Raw genomic sequence first — 21,715 nt, 5'->3', positions numbered from 1 at the left:
GTGATTACGAATCGAAAAAACATTGAGATCATGAAGAAAGTACTCTATACTTCCATTCTTGCCACGGGGCTCTTTTTCAGCTCCTGCAGTTCTTACCTGGATGTCAACGACGACCCGAACAACATTCAGCGTGTTCAGGTGTCGCAGTTGCTTCCTTCCGTCACGGTCAACATCGGCTACATGGGCGCCAGTGACCTTTTCCGCTACGCCAGTCTGCTCTCGCAGCAGTTCAGTGGTCAGGGTCCCAACACCGGTTTCGGGACCTTTAAAGAATACGAGCGGTATAACATCAACGACTCCGATGTCAATAGCCAGTGGGTTCGGATTTTCGGCACAACGGTGAGTGACCTGGAGTTGATGATTGCGCAGGCCACCCGCGAAGGCAGCCCACATTATGCCGGAGTCGGCAAAATCCTGAAAGCGTATGTCTATCAGATCATTGTCGATGCCTGGGGCGATGTTCCTTATACGCAGGCCGGCAAACACAGCGAGAATTTCTACCCGGCTTTTGACGACGACGAGGTGATTTACAAGGACCTGACCCGCCTGATCGACGAAGGACTGACGGATGTCAATGCCGCCACCTCGGCGCTGTCGCCCAACCAGTTCAGCACGATTTACAGCGGAACGACCTGGGCGGTTTCCAAAGACAAATGGATCAAGTTTGCCAATACGCTGAAACTGCGGATCTTCCTGCACTATTCGGCCAAAGACCAGGCTTATGCTTCCCAGCAGATTACGGCGCTGGTGAACAGCGGAGCCAAATTCATGGAAAGCCCGGCGGATAATTTTCAGATGGCGTTTCTGGCCGAATCGCAACGGCAGAATCCACTGTACAGCATGGAAAACGGCCAGTTCAAGAACCAGTTTTTTCCGAACCGGTTTATCGTTAACCTGATGAATGGCAAGAGCGACCCCCGCCGGTCTTCGTATTTCATTCCGTTTCCGTTCAACTCCAGCCCGGCTACGTTCAAGGGGGCCAGTGTGCTTGATACCGATCCATCATCGGCCTATTCCCGGAACTATCAGTATCTTTATGGAACGGCTTCGGCACCCAATACGGCCATGATCAATCCGGACGGAAGCCTGCGGGACGGTGCCATTACATTCTCCGGGGCAGGTCCGGCGCGGTTACTGACCTTCGCCGAATACAACTTTATCCGGGCCGAAGCGGCTTTGCTCTACGGCGCACCCGGCAATGCGCAGTCGTTTTTCGAAGCCGGTATCCGGGCGTCCATGACCGACGCAGGCGTGGCCGCAGCGAATGTGACGACCTACCTGGCGACTCAGGGAACCCTGACCGGAACCAACCAGCAAAAACTGGAGCAGATCATTACGGAGAAATATGTAGCGAACCACGCGGTTTTGATGGAACCCTGGACAGATTACCGCCGGACGGGCTATCCGGCCCTGACTCCCCACAAAACACCAATGGCCATTTACGACGAAGTGCCCCGGTCGCTGTTTTACGCGCAATCGGAGATCAACAACAATCCGAATGCGAAGCAAAAGGCATCCATGCTGGATCGTGTTTTCTGGGATACCCGCAAGTAAGCTTGTTCCGATTGGACCTAAACCTTTTTTTACATGCTGAAAAAGTCTATTTCGCTTCTTTTCCTGCTCGCCATTACCACTGCGGTAATGGCGCAGCAGGTTGGTGATACACGCCGGGTGCAGGCCGATCTCGAAAAAACACGCGCGGAGTTGCTCAGTCAGGTGAACCACACGACGGGCAAGGCCAAAACCGTCAAAAAAATGCTGGACCTCGGGCTGTGGCCGCAAGCCCTGGCCGAGATGAAAACCGGAAAAGGGCTGACGGTGGTTGAAAAGCTGTTGCTGCAAGCCGAATACGACTGGTTGAACAATGACTTCAAAAAGGCCGAAAGCTCCGTCACAAAAGCCCTGTCGCTGGATAAAAATAACCGCTGGGGTCGGCAATTGAAAGCGGTTTTGGCCATTGAAGCCTGGGATTTGCAAAACGCGGTCGAGCAGTGCCGGTCTATTCTGGCCAGCCATCCGACGGATGCGGAAACGTCGATCGTGCTGGGCCGCGCGTTGCTGTTGCAGAAGAACTATACCGAGGCTATGGCCGTCGCCAAAAAGCTTCAGAAGCAGAATCCGTCGCTGGCAGCCGCCTACCAACTGGAAGCGAACGTATATTTCTGGGATCAGCACTCCGAAAAAGCCGAAGCGCCCCTGGTGAAATCGCTCACGCTCGATCCGTTCAATGCCGATGCCCGTTTCAGTTACGGCTACGCCATCTGGCGCCGGATCGATGCCACACAGCTCAACGACATGGCGGCTCAATGGCAACTCGCCCTGAACATCAATCCCCTGCATTTCCAGACGCACTGGCATTGGGGCAACGGCCACACCAACCTGACCTATGCCGACTATGCCGACAAGGATGAGAAAGAAATCCGGGAAAAACTGAAGGAAGCCGACCGACTGTTTCGGACGAACCAACTGGCCAACGCCCTGGCCGTGACGCACCGGGTCGGCAAGGAATATCCGCAGTCGGTTTTGCCCGCCATGCACCGCGCATCGCTTTATTACAGTGATTTTGACAACCCAAACCGAAAGAGCAACCTGGATTCGGCCGAAACCATTTTCCGCTCCATTCTGGCGGCCAAAACCCATTACGGCCCGGCCCACAACGGCTTGTCGGCGGTGATCAAATCCAAGCGAATTCCGTATCTGATGACGTATGATTCGACCACGAATGTATTGAAAACCACCCGCATCAGCGACCCGGAGAACTTTGTCAATGTGTTTCCCGACCTGAGCTATTATCCCGGCGACCGGGCCAAAGCGATGGTCTGGAATCAGATGTACACCAGCGTGGTGTATTTCCCCTTTCTGTCCAAACAGGATAACGCCTTTGTGGTGCCGCCCCTGCACATCGACCTGGCGCTGGCCATGCGCGCCCCCCATTTTCGGTACAACACCACCTTTGACAACCGCCAGTGGATGGACATTCGGGGCGTGGGAAGCGGGGCTGCGGCCATTGAATACGTCGAGCGGGGCGCGTATCAGGAACGGAATGTCGTTTTGCACGAATACGTCCACCTGTTCCACGGCCGCGTGTTGACCGACGCCGAAAACCGGCAGATCCGGGCCTTGTATTACAACGCCATGAAAAACGGATTGACGCTGGATTATTACTCTCAGAACAACGAATCGGAGTATTTTGCCCAGACCTACCCGGCGTATTTCGAACCCATGAAAGTGCATCCGCTCGACTTCAAGTCGATGAACACGACGGCGGAGTTGAAAAGCCGGGACCCGAAAATGTATGCTTTTCTGGATGCGCTGGTGAAAAAGGAACGGGCGTATCTCAACGGCGACAAGGCGGTGATGGCTTCCAACTGGGCGCAGGTTTACCTGAACATGAGCAACAAAGTTGTCAGAACCGATCCGGCCAAAGCCGCTGCGTTTCTGGATACGGCGTTGGTTTATGATAAAAAATACCAGCCCGCCTATCTGGCGTATGCCCGTCTGAAACAGCAGCAGAAAGCGTTTGATCAGGCCTATACATACATCAAAACCGCCGAAGAAATCGACCCGAACTACGCGCCGGTGTATGCCGCCTATGCGCAGTGGGAAGAAGCGAGCCATACGCCGGACAAAAACCACGACGAGTTGATCAAAACCCAGGCGCGTTGGCTGCAAAAGGCGCTGGATCTGGAAAAAGATTACCAGACCCGGGCCATGCTGTCCATTCAGTTGCGGGAAATGTATGTGCAAAATGCCCTGCTGGGACCGGCCATCAAAGCGGCTGAGGACTACGCAGCCAACGGGCCGGACGTTTCGACTTACCTGCGCGACCGGCGCGACGATGCTCGGGCCTTTGCTGCGGCCCGACGCGCCATGCTGGGCCATGCCGACCAGCTCGATGGGCTGAGAAAACTGGTGTTGCAACGGCCCCAGAATTATGAATTACGGGGTTTGTATGCCGACGCCTTGCTGGCGAATGGCCGCTACCAGGAAGCCATTGAAACCATGAAGCAGGTGCAGCGGATTCTGGATGCGGGGAAAAACGCGCGCCCGGATTTTGATCTGCGGATTGCGGAGGGCTATGCCAAACTGCAAAAACCGGATTCAGTATCGTACTTCCTGACAAAAATACTGGCGGACAAGCAAACCCTGACGGGGCTGTATAAACAACGCCTGGTGCGGCTACTGGCCGAATCCAACCGGTTGCCGGAAGCCGAAACGCTGTATAAAACCCTTTCGACGGAGGGCGATGCGGTTTATCGATCGGCGGCTTTGCAATCGGATGGCGTGTTACAACTTCTGAATAAAAAAACCGAAGAGGCTGTGGCTGCCTTTAAAAAGTCGCTGGCGCAAAATCCGTATAATACTGAAAGTTATGTAGCACTGGCAAAACTGTATAAGCAAACGGGCCAGCAAACCGAGTTCGACGTCCTGAACGCAACGGTCAATCAACTGGACATCAAACCCGGAAAACTGACGGGCTTATAAACATAGGACTTTCGTTTTTGCCCCTAAATCCCCTAAAGGGCGGTCGGCCGCTGCCGGACTTTTTGCATCCGGATTAAGCTGCGTCCAAGTCCCCTTTAGGGGATTTAGGGGCAAAAGCGAAAGGGTGATAGAATTATCAGACGTAAGTCCTGGAACCGTAACAACAAATAATCAGTCCTTTTAACCCACTATACCATGAAACACCTTGCTCCCATCCTGTGGGTGTATTTTCTGACTACTTTTTCTTCCTTTGCCCAAAACCGCACGCTGAAACTGGATGCGGCCGTAACGACCACCGATCAGGTTACCATTAAAGGCAAAGTAGTTCCCTACAAAGCTACCGCCGGTACGCAACCGGTTTATGACGAAAACGGAAAACCCATCGCCAGTTTGTTTTACGTCTATTACGAGCGTTCCGATGTGACCGACCGGACGACGCGGCCCTTGTTCATTTCCTTCAATGGCGGGCCGGGCGCAGCTTCCTGCTGGATGCACATTGGCTACACGGGTCCCAAACGCGTCAAAGTCGATAGCGAAGGCTACCCCGTTCAGCCGTACGGCGTTACGGACAATCCGCATTCCATTCTGGACGTGGCCGACATTGTGTACGTAGAACCCGTCAACACGGGTTTTTCGCGGCCCGTCAATGATTCGATTCCAAGATCGAAGTTTTTTGGCGTCAATGCCGACATCAAATACCTGGCCGAGTGGCTGAACATGTTTGTGAGCCGTAAAAACCGCTGGCCGTCGCCCAAATACCTCATCGGCGAAAGCTACGGAACGACGCGGGTATCGGGCCTGGCGCTGGAGTTGCAAAATGCCAACTGGATGTACCTCAACGGCGTGATTCTGGTGTCACCGACGGATCTGGGCATCGACCGGAAAGGGCCGGTGGCGGCTGCCAACATGCTGCCGTATTATGCCGCCACGGCCTGGTACCACAAGGTATTGCCCACCGATTTGCAACAGAAAGACCTTGATGCCATTCTGCCGGAAGTAGAGCAGTTCACCATCAATGAACTGACACCGGCTATCGTCAAAGGCGGTTTTCTGGAGCCGGAAAAAAGAAAGCAGATGGCAGCTAAAATCGCCCGGTATTCCGGTTTGTCGGAGAAGGTGGTGCTGGAACACAACCTCGCGGTTCCTTCGTCTTTTTACTGGAAAGAGCTGTTGCGGGATAAAGGCTTCACGGTGGGTCGGCTGGACTCCCGGTATCTGGGGATCGATCGGCAGGGAGCGGGTGAGCGGCCCGACTATGCGGCTGAGTATGATTCCTGGAAGCATTCGTTCACGCCCGCCATCAATTATTACCTGCGCGAAAAACTGAATTACAAAACCGACCTCAAGTATTTCATTTCCGGCCAAACCGGGCAGTGGGATCGCGCCGGGCAGAACACCGACCGGACGGGCGAAAACCTCCGGCAAGCCGTGGCCCAGAATCCGTATCTCCACGTGATGATTCAATCGGGCTATTACGACGGCGCGACTGATTATTTCAACGCCAAATACAACCTCTGGAACATGGACCCGAGCGGCAAACTGAAAAACCGCCTGCAATGGAAAGGCTACCGGGGCGGCCACATGATGTACCTGCGCGACGAAGACCTCGCCACCTCGACCGAAGACATCCGCGAATTCGTCAAAAAAACCTTGCCAAAACCGGATCAACCCGCCAAATACTAAACCTAACTACTTGATTTATAACCCCAACAACACATGAAACGAATTGTAGTTTTACTCCTGCTGGCTATTACCACGGGTTCCTTGTCTTTTGCACAACGCCGACAGGGCGGTCCGCCACCGGCGGCTGCGGAAGCCGCTCCCCGACCAGCGGGTGCGCCTTCGGCCAAACCCGGCCCCAATGATTTGAGGCTCCCGATGGACTCCACCATCACGACATCGCACACCGTTACGATCAAAGGCGTCAAAGTGCCTTATACGGCGATGGTGGGAACACAGCCGGTTTGGGACGAAGAGGGCAAGCCCATTGCCGGGGTGTTTTATACCTATTACGAACGGACGGACGTCAAAGACCGCACCACCCGCCCACTGGTCATTTCGTTCAACGGGGGGCCCGGAACCGCATCGGTGTGGATGCACCTGGCCTATACGGGGCCTAAATTGCTGAACATCGACAGCGAAGGCTATCCGTTGCAGCCTTACACGCTCAAAGACAATCCGAATTCCATTCTGGACGTGGCCGACATCGTGTACATTGATCCGGTCAACACGGGCTATTCCCGCCCGGCCAGCAAGGACGTACCCCGTTCGAAGTTTTTCGGCGTGAATTCCGATATCAAATATTTGGCCGAATGGCTGAACACCTTTGTAAGCCGCAAAAACCGCTGGCCGTCGCCCAAATACCTCATCGGCGAAAGCTACGGAACCACGCGGGTTTCGGGTCTGGCGCTGGAATTGCAAAACGCCAACTGGATGTATCTGAATGGCGTAATTCTGGTGTCACCGACCGATCTGGGGATTGAACGGTCCGGCCCGGTGGCGGCTGCCAACATGCTGCCTTTTTATGCGGCCACGGCCTGGTATCACAAAGTGTTGCCCGACGATCTGCAAAAGAAAGACCTGACGGCCATGCTGCCGGAAGTGGAGCAATTCACTATTAACGAGTTTATTCCGGCACTCACGATGGGCGGTTTTCTGGATCCGCAGAAGAAAAAGCAGATTGCCGCCAAAGTCGCCCGGTATTCCGGTTTGTCGGAAAAGGTGGTGCTGGAGCACAACATGGACATTCCGGCGTCTTTCTTCTGGAAGGAGTTGCTGCGTGACAAAGGCCACACCGTTGGTCGGCTGGATTCGCGCTATCTGGGAATCGACCGGGAAGATGCGGGCGAGCGTCCGGATTATTCCCCGGAGCTGACGTCCTGGCTGCACTCGTTTGCGGCTCCCATCAACTACTATTTCCGGGAATTCCTGAACTACAAAACCGACCTGAAATACTACATGTTCGGGCCGGTGCATCCCTGGGATCGGGCGGGTCAGAATGCCGACAGGTCGGGCGAAAACCTGCGGCAGGCAATGGCCCAGAATCCGTACCTGCATCTGCTGGTCCAATCCGGCTATTACGACGGCGCCTGCGATTACTTCAATGCCCAGTATAACATGTGGCAGATGGACCCCAGCGGAAAACTCAAAACCCGGATGGACTGGAAAGGCTACCGGAGCGGGCACATGATGTATCTGCGTCAGGAAGATCTGGTGACGTCCAACGAGGACATCCGGAATTTCATCAAAAAATCAACACCGAAGCCCAATCAGCCTGCGAAGTATTGAGGTTGAAGCGGTTTTATTCAACCCATCAACTGACTTCAATTCATAGTAGCTAGCTTCAGGACATTTATCTGATCAGAAGAAAGGCCTGAAGCTAGCTGAAAGCCAACAAAAAAACCGCCCCACTTTAAGGCGGTTTTTTTGTATAAACGAGTCTGATTAATCCTGATATCTAATCAGGTCCAGCCCAATATCTTTCCGGTAGTATTTCCCCTCGAACTGCACCGCACGGGCTGCTTTCTGCGACTTCATCACCGCATTTTCGAGTGAGTTGGCGACGGCCGTCAACGCCAGCACGCGCCCCCCGTCGGTCAGCACGTGTCCGTTGAAACCCGGTTTGGTGCCGGCATGAAAAGCCGTTACGTCGTCCAGCATCGTGAGTTCGGTGATCGACTTGCCTTTCTCGTACGCATCCGGGTAGCCCCCCGACACAACGACAGTGGTCACGGCGGTTTGCGGGGAAATCTGGAGCTGAATTTTATCCAGTTCGCCATCGGCCGTTGCCACCATCAATTCCACAAAATCATTCTGAATCCGCGGCAACACGACTTCTGTTTCCGGGTCGCCCATCCGGGCGTTGTATTCAATGACGTAGGGTTCTTCTTTAACATTGATCAAACCGACAAAGATAAAACCCTGATAGCGAATCTCTTCCTTTTGCAAACCCGCCAGCGTCGGCTTGACAATCTTCTCTTCAACCTTGTTTAAAAACTTGGCCGTGGCAAATTTTACGGGCGAAACGGCACCCATGCCGCCGGTGTTCGGGCCAGTATCGCCCTCGCCGATGCGCTTGTAATCTTTGGCTTCGGGCAGGATTTTGTAGTTGACACCATCGGTCAACACAAAAACCGACAGTTCAATGCCCTTCAGAAATTGCTCGATAACGACTTTATTGCCAGCTTCGCCAAAGCGTCCGCCGGTCAGCATATCGGTCAACACCGCACGGGCTTCGGCAATGGATTCGGCAATAATAACGCCTTTTCCGGCCGCCAGACCGTCGGCTTTCAACACCACCGGCAGTTGATGCGTGTCCAGATAAGCCAGCCCTTCTTCCAGCGTTTCGGCGGTAAACGTCCGCGATGCCGCCGTCGGAATACCGTGCCGCTGCATGAATTGCTTTGAAAAATCCTTGCTGCCTTCGAGTTGGGCACCGCGCTGATCCGGTCCGACAATTCGCAGTTTTTCCAGATTTTTTCGAGTCCGCAGGTTATCAACCAGCCCTTTCACGAGCGGTTCTTCCGGGCCAATAATCAGCAAATCGATTTCGTGTTGTTGAATGGCCTCCGCGATGGCATCGGCATCGTTGAAGGCAATCGGCAAATTGGTGGCGACTAAGGCTGTTCCGGCATTACCGGGTGCGACAAACAACGTGCTACACAGTGGACTTTGCGCTATTTTCCAGGCAAATGCGTGTTCCCTTCCGCCCGATCCAAGTATTAGTATATTCATTCTCTGAGTTAAGAGTTAAGAGTTAAGAGTTAAGAGTTAAAAAGCGCTGCTGCGGTTGAATGCGTCAGCCAACTCTTCACTCCTAACTCTTCACTCTTAACTTAATTAGCTACTTCCGATAAAAACTTAATACGCATTAACCGCAATTCTTCTTCTGAATAATCGTCGTTGGCAAACTCCCGCATGGCCACCCCGATGTTGTCGGTTTCGGCCCGCATGAAGTAGTCATAAATATCATCCTGCCGGTCGCTGTCCATGATCTGGTTGATGTAATAATCCAGGTTCAGGCGCGTTCCCGAATAACAGATGTGTTCGATTTCTTCAATCAAATCTTCCATCGTCAGGCCCTTCGACTCCGAGATTTCTTCCAGATCCACCTTCCGGTCGATCTGCTGAATGATGAAAATCTTGACCTTCGACTTATTGACCATCGACTTCACCACGACATCCTTCGCCGTTTCGATGTCGTTTTCTTCAACGTATTTGGCAATCAGGTCGATGAACGGTTTGCCAAATTTCACCACTTTCCCCATGCCGACCCCGTTGATCTGGGCCATTTCTTCCCGTGTGGTCGGGTAGGTCGTTGCCATTTCCTCCATCGACGGGTCCTGGAAAATGACGTACGGGGGCAGATTCTTTTCTTTGGCGATTTTCTTCCGCAGGGCTTTGAGCAGACCCAACAGGGCTTCGTCGTAGGCACTGCCCGACGACATGCCGTTGTCCTTGTCTTCGTCCTCGGCCTTTTCCTCGTCGATTTCGTAGTTGTGATCTTTCGACAGGGTGATGGAATACGGGTCTTCGATGTAGTGTTGCCCTTTGGCCGACAGTTTCAGAACGCCGTAGTTATCGACATCTTTATCCAGATACCCATAAATCGTAATCTGCCGAATGAGCGAACACCAGAACTCAACGCTTTCGTTGAACTCTTTGCCTTTGCCGTAAACGTCGAGCTTATGGTGCTCATAACTCGTAATATACTGGTTTTCAGTACCCGTCAACACGTCGGCGAGGTGGGCAGCATCAAAACGATGATCGGTTTGCAAAACCGCCTGAAGTGCCAGTACGATTTCGTCCTGTGCTTTAAACTTTTCGGTCGGTTTCATGCAATTATCGCAGAAACCGCAGTCTTTGTCCTGGTATTCCCCGAAATAGCTCAACAGTTGCCGGCGACGGCAGACGCCCAGATTCGCATACGACACCATTTCCATGAGCAGGTGTTTGGCGTTGTCGCGTTCCGTGACCGACTTGTCTTTGTTAAATTTCTCCAGTTTGACGATGTCATCGATGCTGTAGAACATCAGGCAGTTGCCTTCCAGCCCGTCGCGGCCCGCCCGACCGGTTTCCTGGTAATAGCCTTCCAGCGACTTGGGCGCATCGTAGTGAATCACAAACCGGACGTCTGGTTTGTCGATACCCATACCAAACGCAATCGTAGCCACCACCACATCCACGTCTTCGTTCAGAAAGGCATCCTGGTTGTGCATCCGCGTCTGCGAATCCAGCCCGGCATGATACGGCAGTGCCTTAATGTCGTTGACATTCAGCAGTTCGGCAATCTCTTCCACCATCTTCCGGCTCAGGCAGTAGACAATGCCTGACTTGCCTTTGTTGTTTTTGATGTAGCGGATGAGTTGCTTTTTTGCGTCGGCTTTCGGGCGAATTTCGTAGTAAAGATTCTTGCGATTGAAGGACGTTTTGTAGATGTGGGCATCCTCCATTTGCAGGTTTTTCTGGATGTCCAACTGTACTTTCGGCGTTGCTGTGGCTGTCAAAGCAATCACCGGCAGATTCCCAATGTTGTCGATGATGCCCCGGATTTTGCGGTATTCAGGCCGAAAGTCGTGGCCCCATTCCGAAATACAGTGCGCTTCGTCGATGGCCACGAACGAAATATTGGCTTTTTTCAGAAAGTCCAGGTTTTCTTCTTTCGTCAGCGATTCGGGGGCGATGTAAAGCAGTTTCAGCGTACCGTTCAGGGTATCTTTCTTGACTTTGTTCATCTCCGCCTTGCTCAGCGTCGAATTCAGAAACTGGGCGTTGATACCAAAGGCATTCATTTGATCGACCTGGTTTTTCATCAGGGCAATCAGGGGAGAAATGACAATGGCCGTTCCCTCTGAGGAAATGGCCGGAAGCTGGTAGCACAGGGATTTGCCGGCTCCAGTAGGCATAATTACAAATGAATTGATCCCTGCCAGAATATTGTGGATAATCGCTTCCTGGTCGCCCCGGAATTGGCTGAATCCGAATATATCTTTTAGCTTCTCTTTTAGAGATACCTGCACCGATGGATCTAACTGCGTCGTCGTCATCTCAAAATTGCGGAAGGTTACTACACTTTATTTGGTTGTATCTTTGCCTTTATAAAATTAGTCAAAAACCGATTGACAAAAGCAACATTGAAATTAGTTAAAAAAAATATTCAGTCTACCGCCCGAAATGTGCTGCTGGCTGAGTCGGAAGCCATTCGGCAGGCAATGGACTGCATCGACGACCAATTTGAACAAATCGTTGAAACGATTCTGCAAACTTCCGGCCGGGTGGTGGTCACCGGTATTGGAAAGAGTGCAATAATCGGACAAAAAATTGTCGCCACCCTCAACTCCACCGGAACTCCCTCGCTTTTTATGCACGCAGCCGACGCGATTCACGGCGACCTGGGAATGATCCAGGCCAACGACGTGGTGCTTTGCATCTCCAAAAGCGGGAACACCCCCGAAATCAAAGTTCTGGTTCCACTTTTGAAGCGAACCGGTGCCAAATTGATCGCCTTGGCTTCCCAAACCAGCTCGTATCTCTGTGTACAGGCCGATTTTGTTCTGAAAGCCTACGTCGAACACGAAGCCGACCCGCTCAATCTGGTTCCGACCACCAGCACCACCGTGGCCCTCGCACTCGGCGATGCGCTGGCGGTTAGCCTCCTCAACGCCCGGGGATTTACCAGTCAGGACTTTGCCCGTTTCCACCCCGGCGGGTCATTGGGCAAAAAGCTGTACCTAAAAGTTAGTGATATTTATCCACATCACGAAATTCCGACCGTTCCTCTCAACGCGACGGTTCACGAAGTGATTATCGAGATGACCTCGAAACGGCTGGGAGCCACCGCCGTGGCCGACGAAAACGGTCAACTGGCGGGTATTGTCACCGACGGTGATTTGCGACGGATGCTAAACCGCTTCAATACGCTGGATCTCGGGCATCTGCGGGCCTGTGACATCATGACCCCTTCGCCCCTCTCCATCGCCCCCGACGAATATGCTACGCACGCCCTTAAAATCATGCAGGATCGCAGCATTACGCAGTTGATTGTCGCCGTCGATAACCAGATCAAAGGCTTCATCCACCTCCACGATCTGCTGAAAGAAGGCTTGGTTTAAATTAAAAATTAAGAGTTAAAAGTTAAAAATAGGGTGACACATCACACTCTACATTACTTTTAATTTTTAACTCTTAATTTTTAACTCCTCTAGCGCAGGCGGTTCGACTCCTGGACAAGTTTTTCGTCCCGGCGGATAAACCGGTTGGCCAACATGTTGAAAATCAGGGCGGCTACGATGGCGAAAAAACCGTAACGGAAATGGCCCTGGTCATCCGGGTTGAAAAAATCCTTGCCTTTGTAGAGCGTCAGGTACAGGACAAAGCCCATCAGGGCGGTCAGCACAATGGCATTGATGGCGCAAAGACCCATTTGCAGCAACCGGTTCCGGTATTTGAAAATGGTGAATAACGATACCCCGGCCACCACCAGCGCCATGAGAGCGAGGTAATAAACCGGCGTAATTTGTGAGCTAATGCCTTGGGTATAGACCAGTTGCCAGGCCGTCAGGCTGGCGGTTTCGGTGGGAGCCGCACCGGTTTTTTCCCAGATCGGGAAGCCCAGTAGCAACGCCATTGAAACAACAATGAGGAACAGAAATATGGTTTGGATGCGTTGAAGCATAGTATTGAATTTTTGAGCTTGCGAAGATACATGAGGAATCCTGAAAAGAAAACAGAAACTCGTATCGTTCTGACCCACGACGGTTCTAGTTCGGCCTACAATTCGGAATTTAACCAGCATTATCACTCCGTTTTTGGTGCCTTGCAGGAATCTCAGCGGGTTTATATCGAACTGGGTTTATATGAAGCTTTTAAACGGTTTGAGCACATTAGCGTATTTGAAATGGGTTTTGGCACGGGTTTGAATGCTCTTTTGACGCTGTTGGAGGCCGAAAAGTCACAACGGGCCGTTACGTATACAGCCGTGGAAACCCAACCACTGTCGCTGGAGGAAGCCAGCCAGCTTAATTTTGATGCTTTATTGGGAAGTCACCACCTGAATTTGGTACACGAAGCGCCGTGGAATCGCCCGGTTGCGATCACGCCTTTTTTTCAAGTCCTGAAACACGAAGGCCGTTTGGAGGATTTTCGAACCGAAAACCGGTTCAATCTGATCTATTTTGATGCTTTTGCCCCGGAAGCACAACCTGAACTCTGGACGCAGGCGGTTTTTGAACAACTGGCCGCCATGCTGCATCCGGGCGGGTTATTGACGACCTACTGTTCAAAAAGTTCGGTGAAGCGGAATCTGAGAGCAGCCGGTTTTCTGGTTGAGAAACACCGGGGGCCAGCCCACAAGCGGGATGTGTTGCGGGCGGTTAAACTCGCCTGAACGGACGGTTTTAAACGCGGCTGTTTTTTATAAAAGCGAGGTGATGAGTGCGGCTATTTTCTCCAGCTCCCGTACGTCCACCTCGCTGAAGTCGTTCAGTTGGTCGCTGTCAACGTCCAGCACCATCGCGACAGCACCGGTTTTGTCGAAAACCGGCACGACCACTTCCGATTTTGAAGCGGAACTGCACGCAATATGACCCGGAAACTGCTCCACATCCGGCACCAGAATCGTTTCTTTCCGCGAATAACTGGCCCCGCAAACGCCTTTGTCAAACTGAATCCGGGTGCAGGCAATCGGTCCCTGAAATGGTCCCAACACGAGTTGGTTGCCTTTTTTGAGGTAAAAACCGACCCAGAAAAAACCGAAGGCTTCTTTTAATGCCGCCGAAATATTCGCCAGATTGGCGATCAGATCCGGTTCACCGTCGGTCAGGGCACGGAGTTGCGGCAGCAAACTTTCGTAGATTTCCTGCCGCTGGGCGGTTTTCGGAAGTACCAGCGTTTCGGCCATAATTCGATGGGAAAAGGAAGATGGATGAGCGGAGAAAGGAAAAAGAAATGGCTTAGTGCCTTCTCCTTTCATCCTGCTATCCTTTCCTCCTTCATGATTTTGAAATACCGTTTCAGCCACGAATCGGCGGCTTTGATCTGCCAGTTGCTGAGCAATTCCGCTTTGGTAGCCACGAGGTTGTTGAAAACCGTGGTGTCGGGCGTCAGGCGTCCTTCGGCCACTGCGGTTTTGATCTGTGGCAGGGCAACGGTTTCAATCGACCCATCAGCCGTTACAAAAGCCGCCGAGCGATCAAAAAAATCGGTATTGAGCGTCTGCCCGATTTCCCGCACCCAGCGAACGGACGAATCGATGGAGCAACCGCTCGGCAGGTGATGGCCTTCATCGACGGCAACGATCAAAAACCGGTTGTTCAGCAATTGGGCCGAACCCAGCAGCGGTGTTCCGTGAGCGGCCCAGCCATCGACGGCGGGTTGCAGATCGGTTTCAATGGCCGCCACTTCGGCGTCGGTCAGCGGGCGGGCAGACTGATAAACCCAGACGCGGGCCGTATCAGGAAGTTGGTTGAATGGAATCCACATAGCGTTTTCAAATCTTACTTTACAAACTCTGCGCCTGTGCAACGAGTTCCGCGAGGTCGTAGACTTTGACCGAATCCTCCCGGTCTTTGTTCTTGATGCCGTCGGTCATCATCGTCATACAGAACGGGCAGGCCACGGCAATGGTGTCGGCACCGGTCGAAAGCGCTTCTTCGGTGCGTTCCACGTTGATGTCTTTCCGGCCGGGTTCCGGTTCCTTAAAATACTGCGCACCTCCGGCTCCGCAACACAGCCCTTTCGTTCTGGAGCGTTTCATTTCCACCAGATCGGCATCCAGCGCCTGCAACACCTCGCGGGGCGCTTCGTAGACTTTATTGGCGCGGCCCAGGTAACACGAATCGTGGTAGGTAATCCGGCGACCTTTAAACGCCCCTCCTCCTTTCAGTGTCACTTTGCCTTCGTTGATGAGTTGTTGCAAAAACTGCGAATGGTGGATCACTTCGTAGGTACCGCCCAGTTCCGGGTATTCATTTTTGAGCGTATTGAAGCAATGCGGACAGGCCGTCACGATTTTTTTGATCCCGTAGCCATCCAGCACCTGAATGTTGGCCACGGCCTGCATCTGAAACAGAAACTCGTTGCCCGCCCGACGTGCCGGGTCGCCCGTACAGGTTTCTTCCGTTCCCAAAACGGCGAATTTGATGCCGACGTGGTTCAGGATTTTGACGAAAGCGATGGTCACTTTTTTATACCGGTCGTCGAACGAACCGGCACAGCCCACCCAGAAAAGCACTTCCGGGGTTTCGCCTTTGGCGGCCAGGTCGGCCATCGTCGGCACCTGGTAGTTGGTTTCGGTGTTCATCGTTGGTTATCGGGTTGTTGGAAACTCTGCCGGTGTATTGGCGTGCTGGAATTGATTGTGACTGATCATTTGGTAAAGGTGGTGCAGAAAATACACCAGACAGCCCATAATGGTCAACTCCATGGCGTATTCGATCAGGTTCGCCATCGACGTTAGATCGCTCCATTGGGTGAAAATCGGATTTCCCATCCGCCACCAGTACGAAGGCTGGATCACCACGAGCGCATTGAACAGGATCAGCACCGCCACCTGTCGGCGGCTTCTGAGATCGACGGTATTGAGCAGCATGGGCATCAGAAAGATAAACGCGTAATTACTGAACGAGTTTTTGTGGATAAACATCATAAAGCAAAAACACAGGGTCCACAAAACCGGTAAGGCTTTGGCATACGACATTCGCTGCTTCAATATCATGGCACCCAGGGTGGTGACTATTACGGTCAAGCCAACGCCCCCCCACAGCAACAGACTGGAATAGCTCCGGAAATCGCCGGTGATCGGACTCAACACCGTCCAGAGATTGGGCGCAAAAGGCAGCTCGGCAATCGACATGGGCGTCGTGAATTTGGTTCCCACGAGCGCCACCAGAATTCCCAGCGCGGGCAAACCGGTGATGGCTAATCCGATGATGTATCGCACCGGTTTTTCGACCAGAAACAGCAGCGGAATAACCAGTAAAACCGGCAGGGCTTTGGTGAATATCAGGGCCAGGGCCAGCACCACGCCAATCCATAAACTGTCATTGGTGCGTTGCCAGACCAGCACGGACAGCGCCCCAAAGAGCCACATCCAGATGTCTTCCTGACCCCCTAACACACAAAGTACCATCGGGCCGACCAACGTAAGATACGTCAGCATTCGCAGAAAAAGGCCCCGAATCTCAGTTCGGTATGCGCGCCAGGTCAGCCAGAGGGCCACGCCTTCCATGAGAATCATCAGCAGCACAATCGCGTTCGGGCTATTCCAGAAAGGCAGCAAAAGCGTGGTAACATACGGAAATAGCGGGCTATAGGGCGTCCAGAAATCCCGATACACCACTTTTCCCTGCATGGCCTGGAGGGCGGCATCGTAGAAAACCGGGATGTCGGAACCCGATTTCTGCCCCATCAGCATGTAGACGACGATAAACGGGAGGATTCGCAGCAGCACAAAAACCGTCAGCAGAATCGGTCCCTGCTGGCGCATGCTCACCTGATCAATCGTTTTCCGGAAACGCACGACCCCGATCGTCACCAACGAACCAGCCAACGCAATAGCGATCTTCAAAAAAAGTACGGACATACAAAAGTGGCAACGACCCCGGGAGTTGTTATTTACTCCCTAATTTTAGTTAGGGAGTAAAAGTAGCCAGTTTTTTCAGGATGGCGCAGAGGCTCCCTAAAAATCCAGCCGACGGGCAGTGTCCCTGGTCTACTGATTAACCTGATCGGCCCAGTTGAACCGGTCGCCGGGCGAAAATTTCCACGGCGCCATGTTGTTTTCGACGTTGCTGAACATGGCGTTCCACGAAGCCGGAGCCTGAGCCTCTTCCATGATTTTGTACCGCCGGAGTTGCAGAATAATGTCCAGGGGATTGATGTTGACGGGGCATTCCTGCACACACGCCTGGCAGGTCGTACAGGCGTTGATTTCTTCGGCGGTGATGTAATCGCCCAGCAACGTTTTGCCGTCGTCATGCTCAGGACCGTTTTGCTGCCAGCCGCGCTGAATATCTTCCAGCCGGTCGCGGGTATCCATCATGATTTTGCGCGGAGACAGTTTTTTGCCGGTAATGTTGGCCGGACAGGCGGCTGTACAGCGTCCGCATTCCGTACAACTGTAAGCGTCCATCAGGTTTTTCCACGTCAGATCCCGTACGTCTCTGGCACCAAACCGCCCCGGTTCGGCCGGAGTTTCGTTCGGATCGGCCTGTGTAATGCCGAGCGCCAGTTGCACCTCCTTCGTGATGTCGGCCATGTTCTTCATTTCGCCTTTGGGTTTCAGGTCGGAGAAGTACGTGTTCGGAAAAGCCAGCACAATGTGCAGGTGTTTGGAGTAGGTCAGATACACCGCAAAGAAGAGAATGCCCAGAATGTGGAACCACCACGTAAATCGCTCGAAAGCTACCAGAGCCGCATCGCTCCAGTTGGCAAACAACGGCATCAGAAACTGGCTGACGACAAACGTGCCGACGTTACTCAACTCGCCATAATGCCCCACTTCGCGTTCGCGCAGAACACTATCCGACGCATTCCAGGTCAGGAAAGCCGTCATGAGCAGAATTTCAAGAATCAGAATCAGAGCCGCATCGGTGCGGGGCCATCGGGTCATTTCGCGGTGTTGTTCCGGTTGGAAACGCGGCACTTTCGTCACAAACCGCCGGATCAGAAAAACCACGCAGACGATCCAGACGCCCAGCGCCAGGATTTCGAAGGTGTTGATCAGAAACGGATAAAGGGCTCCGGTGTAGGGCGCAAAAAGCCGATGGGTGCCCAGAATGCCGTCGAGCACAATTTCCAGTACCTCGATGTTAACAATGACGAAGCCGACATAAATGACGAAGTGCATGAGCCCGACGGTGAGATTAGTCATCATTTTTTTCTGTCCGAAGGCCACGCGCAACATGATGGAAAACCGCTCATTCGGCCGGTCGGTGCGGTTTTCCAGTTGCCCGAGTTGGATGGCGCGCCGGATCAGTCCAGCGCGTCGGATGAGAAACCAGGCCGCCGTTGCCAGGGCGGCTACAAATAAAATCTGCTGAAGAATTGCCATACTATTTGGTATAAAAGAAAAAAGCCTTACATTTGCACCCACAAAAATTACTACCGACAGTACCTGGTGATGTAGCTCAGTCGGTAGAGCAAAGGACTGAAAATCCTTGTGTCGGCGGTTCGATTCCGTCCATCACCACTTCAAAATCAGGCAGTTATGACGAAAGTTGTAACTGCCTTTTTCTTTTCGTAAACAATATTGTGAAGTGCCCATTGAAGCTTTTTCTCTTTGAGGTTAGATGGCGGCAATTTGAAAAAAAGTTATAAAAGAAAATGACCTTACAAGACCTTTTCTTTCGGACAATCTTTCTGCCAGTTACATAGATTCCGTCATTATGATGACAATCTGTGGGTTAAACGTTTTCAGGACAAGTTTATAGTTTTTTTTGCGATAAAAAGACCGATGGAAGTTATCTTTCCTGAAAAGCTGCTGAAGCAAATAAACGGATGGCGGCTCCAGGTAAAGATTCCAAGCCCAACCTCCGTGCGATATAGGTAGAGTCTACTGGCAAGAATTTTCTGCACTGCTCCGGCCGGTAGTCCGGTTCGACTTTCAAGGCGAGATCCTATTTTCGCCGTGATTCTTTGTTCGTTCGGGGCCGTATAGCCTTGTGAATGAAGCAACTTCGGCGGCTTGCAAAACCCGCCCCCCTCAAACATCCTCCCTTTTGGCTAAAACATTCCGACTTTCGGCTAAATCCATCTTCTGAAGCTATTGCAACTTTGCACTACCAACAAAAAGCAGAAAAATGGAATTAAAAAAAAGTTCGAACCGCTTTATTATCTTGCTAGCCCTGTGTTTGAGTAGTGTGCTTTCCGCTGCCCAGACAACCGGCGAATTCAAAGGGAAAATCATAGAGCAGTCGACCAAGCAGCCCATTATAGGTGCTAGTGTACGCATAGACAACACCCAACTCGGAGCGTCTACCGATACAAACGGCGTATTCGTAATCCGGAACATACCCACGGGTACACACGCTGTAACGATATCAAGTATCAGTTTTCAAACAAAAAGTATTGCTGAAATAACCATTATAGCCAATAAAACCTATTATTCAGAAATCGAGCTGCTGGAAGATGCATCCTCGCTGAACGAAGTCACCATTAGCGCGTTCAAAGGGGAAGTCAACCCGCTCACCCCGGTTTCTGCCTTTTCCTATTCGAGAGAAGAAATTTTCAGGAATCCGGGTGCGCAAGGTGATATCATGCGGGCGCTTTCCAGCTTGCCGGGTGTGGTCAGCAGTGGTTCACAATTTTCGGCCATTGCCGCACGGGGACAAGGCACGCAGGACAACATCTACCTGGTTGACGACATACCGATGTTTAATCTCTCGCATTTAGAAGCCGAGGGGTTCAACTCGGGGTTCAACGATCCAAACGGAGGGCGATACAGCATTTTCGCCCCACGAATCATTGATAATGTGCAGTTCCAGAACGGCGGGTTTGACGCGGTAAACGGACGGCGCTCCTCCTCCTACCTGAATCTCGGCGTCAAGGAAGGCAATCAGGAAACCTGGTCATTTAGCGGGCAATTTGATTTGCTGGGTGCGACCTTGATTGCTGATGGGCCGGTGTCCAAAAAAACAAGTGTGTTTGCTTCTGGCCGATATCACAACTTTGCCATGCTGCTCAATCTTTTGGGTGAAACGCCGTCAACCATTTCCTTCGGCGATTACATCCTGAAAACCACCACACAACTCAATGCGAAAAACAAGCTTTCGGTTATTGCCATGTATAATCCCGAAAGAACCAGCAAAACCAGGGATGATATAGAAGCCGGAATCAATATCAACGACGACAATAGCGGCCGTACCATCCTCTGGAATCACCGGGATAGCAAAACGGTCGTAGGCCTTAACTTGCGAACCCTCATCGATACCAGCAGCTATTTAAAAAATGTGCTTTATTACCGGGCATCGACTGTCGACAACAACTTTGGCCGGTTTAATCCATCGCTTGACCCTGAGGGCGTTATCATTGACCCTGGTTATGGCACCTACGAAACGAATTTAAGGCGTATCAAAAATAACCAACAGGAATTTGGGTACCGTTCCATCTACACCAGGCGTTTCGATAAGCTAACGCTTACGGCCGGGATCGATGCGATGGTGATCGGTTTGGATTATGCAAGAAGTTTAAGCCGTACGGACACAATGTATACGTTCCGCAGCAGAGACATCAGCACCAACCCGGCGCGCTATTATCAACTCGTAGACCCCTCCCTTTTTAATTCTGCTTTTGATGACAGGGCCTTTAACGGATCAGGTTATGCCACGCTGTCATGGCGAATTACGGAACGAATTACACTGAATCCCGGTCTGCGTTACGATTATACCGGTTTTACCCAACAACACACGTTATCGCCACGACTGAGCGGCAGCGTCGCATTGAACGACAGGCACAGCCTGAATTTTGCCAGCGGTATCTACTACCAGGATGCGGCTTACTCGGATGTTGCGGGACAGCGTGCGGCTAACAAACTTAAAAATGAACGCTCCATTCAAACGATTCTTGGCTATAAAATCCAGTTTTCAAGCGATTTGAAATTGGTGGCCGAAGGTTGGCACAAGCAATTTGACGACGTGGTCGTGCAGCCCAACCGGGCACAAAGCTATTTAACCAACGATGGAACCGGCTATGCCTACGGAGCGGATATAAGTCTGACCAAAAGGCTGTCCAAAAATTATTACGGGCAAATAAGCTATTCCTACATGGAAAGTAAAAGAGATGACCAGAATGGCTTAGGCGAATACAATTACATTTTCAATATTCCGCACACAATCAGTTTGTTGGGAAGCTATAAGCCCAGTAATAAATGGGTTTTTTCCGGAAAGTTTCGATACAGCACTGGTCGCCCAACGGACCAATTCATCGTTCATTCCAACGTGTTGAATGATCCCAATATGATGCGGTATTCTCAGGAAATAACCGCAGTAAATGGTGCAAGCCTACCGGACTTTATCAGTTTGGATTTACGAGCGGATTACAATGTGCAACGGACATGGGGTACGTTTTCAGCCTTTGTCGATTTGGTAAACGTCAGCAACCGGTTTAATGTCAACTCCGAGCAATTCGTTCCCGAAACGGGCCGAATTTCGAATGTCGGACTCGGTGTATTTCCCACTTTTGGCGTAAGGGTCGAGTTATAACAGCTCGTTAAACAGGTTTTGTTATAAGCCCT

15 protein-coding genes and 1 tRNA gene are annotated in these 21,715 nt (G+C 52.0%); 8 read left to right on the top strand and 8 right to left on the bottom strand.

What is annotated here, in order from left to right; translation table 11 throughout:
* Positions 1-30: 30 nt before the first annotated feature.
* The 4 genes from DUE52_RS24580 to DUE52_RS24565 all read left to right on the top strand — a co-directional run bounded on the left by DUE52_RS24580 (position 31) and on the right by DUE52_RS24565 (position 7,773).
* Positions 31-1,554, top strand: coding sequence for a SusD/RagB family nutrient-binding outer membrane lipoprotein (locus tag DUE52_RS24580; protein ID WP_114408725.1), 1,524 nt, complete (start codon positions 31-33; stop codon positions 1,552-1,554).
* 33 nt (positions 1,555-1,587) lie between these two features.
* Positions 1,588-4,485, top strand: a complete 2,898-nt coding sequence (locus tag DUE52_RS24575) for a tetratricopeptide repeat protein (RefSeq protein ID WP_114408724.1) — start codon at positions 1,588-1,590, stop codon at positions 4,483-4,485.
* A gap of 195 nt (positions 4,486-4,680) precedes the next feature.
* On the top strand, positions 4,681-6,168 hold the full coding sequence (locus DUE52_RS24570) for a S10 family peptidase (RefSeq protein WP_114408723.1): 1,488 nt from the start codon (positions 4,681-4,683) through the stop codon (positions 6,166-6,168).
* A gap of 33 nt (positions 6,169-6,201) precedes the next feature.
* On the top strand, positions 6,202-7,773 hold the full coding sequence (locus tag DUE52_RS24565) for a S10 family peptidase (protein WP_114408722.1): 1,572 nt from the start codon (positions 6,202-6,204) through the stop codon (positions 7,771-7,773).
* 156 nt (positions 7,774-7,929) lie between these two features.
* On the opposite strand, the gene purD is transcribed toward DUE52_RS24565, so the two are convergent.
* Together purD and recQ are read right to left on the bottom strand one after the other, a co-directional pair.
* The gene (gene purD, locus DUE52_RS24560) at positions 7,930-9,219 is read right to left on the bottom strand and encodes a phosphoribosylamine--glycine ligase (protein WP_114408721.1); all 1,290 of its coding nucleotides are present in this window, start codon (positions 9,217-9,219) and stop codon (positions 7,930-7,932) included.
* 101 nt (positions 9,220-9,320) lie between these two features.
* Positions 9,321-11,531 (bottom strand): DNA helicase RecQ, encoded by a 2,211-nt coding sequence (gene recQ / locus DUE52_RS24555; protein ID WP_114408720.1) that lies wholly within the window; start codon positions 11,529-11,531, stop codon positions 9,321-9,323.
* 87 nt (positions 11,532-11,618) lie between these two features.
* On the opposite strand from recQ, the gene DUE52_RS24550 reads away from it, so the two are divergent.
* Positions 11,619-12,596 carry a KpsF/GutQ family sugar-phosphate isomerase gene (locus tag DUE52_RS24550; protein WP_114408719.1) on the top strand — a complete coding sequence of 326 codons (978 nt, stop codon included), beginning with the start codon at positions 11,619-11,621 and terminating at the stop codon, positions 12,594-12,596.
* An 89-nt stretch (positions 12,597-12,685) separates the two neighbouring features.
* Here the strand turns inward: DUE52_RS24550 and DUE52_RS24545 are convergent, their stop codons facing one another.
* Positions 12,686-13,159, bottom strand: a complete 474-nt coding sequence (locus DUE52_RS24545) for a DUF4293 domain-containing protein (RefSeq protein ID WP_114408718.1) — start codon at positions 13,157-13,159, stop codon at positions 12,686-12,688.
* Positions 13,160-13,189: 30 nt separating this feature from the next.
* On the opposite strand from DUE52_RS24545, the gene mnmC2 reads away from it, so the two are divergent.
* Positions 13,190-13,870, top strand: a complete 681-nt coding sequence (gene mnmC2 / locus DUE52_RS24540; RefSeq protein ID WP_114408717.1) for a tRNA (5-methylaminomethyl-2-thiouridine)(34)-methyltransferase MnmC2 — start codon at positions 13,190-13,192, stop codon at positions 13,868-13,870.
* Positions 13,871-13,897: 27 nt separating this feature from the next.
* Here the strand turns inward: mnmC2 and msrC are convergent, their stop codons facing one another.
* The 5 genes from msrC to DUE52_RS24515 form a co-directional block, all read right to left on the bottom strand.
* Entirely contained in the window at positions 13,898-14,383 is a 486-nt protein-coding gene (gene msrC, locus DUE52_RS24535; protein WP_114408716.1) for a free L-methionine (R)-S-oxide reductase MsrC, read from the bottom strand.
* Between the two features lie 68 nt (positions 14,384-14,451).
* Positions 14,452-14,964, bottom strand: a complete 513-nt coding sequence (locus DUE52_RS24530; RefSeq protein WP_114408715.1) for a hypothetical protein — start codon at positions 14,962-14,964, stop codon at positions 14,452-14,454.
* A gap of 19 nt (positions 14,965-14,983) precedes the next feature.
* Entirely contained in the window at positions 14,984-15,784 is an 801-nt protein-coding gene (locus DUE52_RS24525) for a (Fe-S)-binding protein (protein ID WP_114408714.1), read from the bottom strand.
* A gap of 6 nt (positions 15,785-15,790) precedes the next feature.
* Positions 15,791-17,065, bottom strand: coding sequence for a hypothetical protein (locus DUE52_RS24520; RefSeq protein WP_114408713.1), 1,275 nt, complete (start codon positions 17,063-17,065; stop codon positions 15,791-15,793).
* A 129-nt stretch (positions 17,066-17,194) separates the two neighbouring features.
* The gene (locus tag DUE52_RS24515; RefSeq protein WP_114408712.1) at positions 17,195-18,535 is read right to left on the bottom strand and encodes a 4Fe-4S dicluster domain-containing protein; all 1,341 of its coding nucleotides are present in this window, start codon (positions 18,533-18,535) and stop codon (positions 17,195-17,197) included.
* A gap of 65 nt (positions 18,536-18,600) precedes the next feature.
* Between DUE52_RS24515 and DUE52_RS24510 the strand changes: the two genes are divergently transcribed.
* Both DUE52_RS24510 and DUE52_RS24500 read left to right on the top strand, forming a co-directional pair.
* Positions 18,601-18,673, top strand: a tRNA-Phe gene (locus tag DUE52_RS24510).
* 610 nt (positions 18,674-19,283) lie between these two features.
* Positions 19,284-21,683: a TonB-dependent receptor gene (locus DUE52_RS24500; protein WP_114408710.1), complete on the top strand. Its 2,400-nt coding sequence runs from the start codon at positions 19,284-19,286 to the stop codon at positions 21,681-21,683.
* Positions 21,684-21,715: the final 32 nt, after the last annotated feature.

Origin of the sequence: Larkinella punicea, from assembly GCF_003334855.1 — a bacterium.
Taxonomy (GTDB): Bacteria; Bacteroidota; Bacteroidia; order Cytophagales; family Spirosomataceae; genus Larkinella; species Larkinella punicea.
Note: the sequence above shows the minus strand (reverse complement) of the source record. Positions and strands in the feature narration are given on the sequence as shown.